The sequence below is a fragment of the Candidatus Methylomirabilota bacterium genome (genome assembly GCA_035936835.1).
Taxonomy (GTDB): Bacteria; Methylomirabilota; Methylomirabilia; order Rokubacteriales; family CSP1-6; genus AR37.
This window is the reverse complement of the sequence record DASYVT010000025.1, coordinates 1-3,242: the sequence shown is the minus strand read 5'-3', so window position 1 is coordinate 3,242 and position 3,242 is coordinate 1. Positions and strand designations below refer to the sequence as shown.

Below are 3,242 nucleotides of genomic sequence, written 5' to 3'. Positions count from 1 at the left end.
GGCACCTCCCTGTTCTTCCCAGGCGGATACCTTTTGGTCCTCTTTGCACCGGGTTATACCTGGTGGTTCACCATCGGAATGGTGTTCGTCACGCACTTCGTCGTCGTCATGTTTTTCGGTGGCCTTCTTTACGGAAGCGTGGCCGGCCTACGCGACCGGCGGAGGCATCAGGGCAGGCTAGAGCGCCTCAGGAAAAGCCCCGAGGTCTTCGATGCCTCGACCTCTCTGTCTGAAGTAGAGAGAGTTCTTCTGGCAAGGTTGCGACCCATGCTCAAGGACGCCAGCGTGGAGGAACTGAGGCCCCTAGCGGAGTGGGGCGGCGGACGTGTCGCGCTAGCCGCGTTTTCCGCACTTCCGCCACTTCGACCGGCCAATAGCCTGCGGGCGCGACTTCGGACGACTGCGGTTTAGCTCACGAAAAACCGCGGAAATCCGCATTGTCCCCCTTCCGTGGCCGGCAACCGGCTTCGGCCTGCGTGCCGCCCGGTGTAGGGCCAACAATACTCGTAATTGGCTTGACTATTGCGGCGGTATCAGATATCGTAGGGCCAACATGTACCTCAAGCGCCACGTGGTGACGCGAGGGCTCAACCGCTACACCTACTTACGCCTCGTACAGGCTTTCCGTACAGGAGAGGGGAAGGTTCGCCATCGGGTGCTGGCCACCCTCGGGCGCGTCGATGAGCTCAAGGCGTCGGGCCAACTCGACCAGCTCGCCGCCGCCTTTACGCGCCTCGATCCTCCTCGCGTCGGCTTCCGACGCGAGGTCGGCCCCCTGCTTCTGGTGCATCACGTGCTCGAGCGACTGGGCCTGGTCGGGCTCGTCGACCGCCACGTGCCCCAGCGCGGACGTGCGGAGCTGACGACGGGAGAGGTGGTGGCGGCCCTGATCGCCAACCGCCTTTGCGCGCCCGCTCCCCTGTACGACATCGCGGCCTGGGGCAGCAACGCGGCCCTGCACGAGGTGCTGGGCGTCCCCGGCATGCTGCTCAATGATGACCGCCTCGGTCGGGCGCTGGAAGCATTCGCACCCGTGGCGGAGAGCGTGCGTGGGGCGGCGGCCTTGGCCGCGGTAGAGGCCTTTGGCGCCGATGCCGCCCGGCTCCACGTGGATCTGACCACCCTGCGCGTCGCCGGCGCGTACAGCGATTCGAAGCTGATCGCCAAGGGCTGGGGATCCGACCGGCGGGTGGCGCGCCAAGTACAAATGCTGCAAGCCACCAATCCAGAGGGCATCCCCCTCTACGTTCGCCCGCATCCAGGCAACGCGGCGGAGCTCACCTGCATCGGAGTGGCGTTGGAACGACTGGCGGCTCTACTCGGCCCCGGTGTCCTCATCTGCGCCGATTCCGCCCTGGGTCACTTCAAGAACCTGTGCGCCACGCACCGCGCCGGCTTGAAGTTCGTCGTTCCCTTGCGCGCCAGCACCGGTTTCGCCGCCACGTTCCTGGAGGATGTCGGCACGGAAGCCCTGCGTCCCTTGCGCTACGTCTCCGCGCGCCAGAAGAACCTGCCCGCCAACAAGCGCGCACGCTACCGCGGAACCATTCGCCCACTCGCCGTCACCGATCCCGAGACCGGAGAGAAACACTCCTTCCGCGTGGCCTACGTGTGGTCCTCCGAGGAAGCCTCCTCGGTCGCGGAAGCCCGAGAGCGGGCGCTGAACAAGGCGGAGGAGGAACTCGCCAAGATCCGGCGGGGACTCGGCGGACGCTACTACAAGACGCTGCAGCAGGTGGAGGCCAGGGTCGCCAACATCTTGATCCAGCCCATTCGTGCGTTCCTGGCGGTTCGGACGGGGATGCGGGAAGGCAAGCCCACCTTGCGCTGGCGCCGGAACCGGGCCGCCATCACCGCAGCCGCGCGCACCGACGGCATCTATGCCCTCGCCACCAACCTGCCGGGACGCCTCTCGGCCAAACGAGTCCTTCGCCTCTACAAGGACCAGTTCGTGGTGGAGCAGCGACATCGCGACGCCAAACAGACTCTCCGCGTCCGCCCGCTCTTCCTCCACAACGATGACCGCATCGCCGCCCTCATCAGCATCGTCGGTCTGGCCCTACTGGTGTTCGGGATCATCGAGGCCGGCGTCCGACGCGCCCTCGGTGCCGGAAGGACCCTGCCTGGAATCCTCCCCGAAGGGCGCGCCGCCCTTCCCACCGGCCGATCGATCCTCGCCGCTTTCCAGGGCCTCGGGCTCACCTTCACCCACGAGGGGCCGCAACTGGATCCGCTCACCGCCACGCAGCGCCAGATTCTCGGGCTGCTTGACGTACGCATCCCCTGGACCGAAGGCAGTACCCTACCCGCCCAGAAGTGCGGAAAACGGGGCTAGCGCGTCCGACTCGCGCTGACCCCTTGCTGACCCTACGCTCAAGCTGCCAGAGGCCGAGGCCACATAAGTTATTGATTATATGGAGCCGGCGCGCGGGATTGAACCGCGGACCTGCTGATTACGAAAACCCTCCGGCCTCCGAACACCAGGCCCCACCGGGCCCCAAGTCGAGCAAAGACGGGGGAAAACGGTGACCGCCACCAGCGGAGACAGGCCCGTGCGTACCGACTTGTGCCCGTGTTCGGTGACCACGGCGACCAAGCCCGACAGCGGGCTCTCGTACCGCTCCTGGTTCGCGGACGAGTATGTTGCCTGGCTCAACGCCTGGCTCGACCGAATCGACGCTGAAATCCTCGCACACCAGCTCGAGGAACTCGAGCGAAGGTCGGACGCCGAGACGCCGGTCTTCGGCACGCTCACCTCCTCGGTCTGCCGGATGAGCTGACCCCCGTCGTCGCGGTCCTGATCTACTACTCGCCTTCCCGCGACGCTCGCCTACGCGCGGCCGGCATCATCGAGCGCGTTCTGCAGGCGGCGGCCGCAGCAGCAGCATGAGACCAGATCCCGGCGACCCCGAGGCGAGGGCGGTGCTGGATGCGGCCGACGTCTGGGAGTCTGGGCTACACCCGGACCACCTGGACGCGGAGGCGCGCGTCTCACCCACGCCGAACCACCGGATGGCCTTCTGGCGAACCACAACCGGGCCGTGACAGCCACGCCCGGCCCTGAACGGGGACGACACACGTCGCGCGCCCTTTCAGATGAACGAGACCTCCTGTGTGGCCGCGGCCACAACGAAGCAGCGCTCGTTGTTGGAGTCCGGATCCGCCGGGACCACGAAGAAGCCCGGCCGCGACCTGTCATAGCCCTGCGTCGTGCCGGCGACCACTTCGCCGTCCTTGAACAC

3 protein-coding genes are annotated in these 3,242 nt (G+C 66.6%); all 3 read left to right on the top strand.

Annotated features, from left to right (window positions below):
• On the top strand, window positions 1-411 hold a 411-nt coding region (locus VGV06_02520; protein HEV2054028.1), incomplete at its 5' end, for a hypothetical protein.
• A gap of 244 nt (window positions 412-655) precedes the next feature.
• Window positions 656-2,335, top strand: a complete 1,680-nt coding sequence (locus VGV06_02515; GenBank protein HEV2054027.1) for an IS1634 family transposase — start codon at window positions 656-658, stop codon at window positions 2,333-2,335.
• Window positions 2,336-2,552: 217 nt separating this feature from the next.
• Window positions 2,553-2,780 (top strand): hypothetical protein, encoded by a 228-nt coding sequence (locus tag VGV06_02510; protein ID HEV2054026.1) that lies wholly within the window; start codon window positions 2,553-2,555, stop codon window positions 2,778-2,780.
• Window positions 2,781-3,242 lie beyond the last annotated feature (462 nt).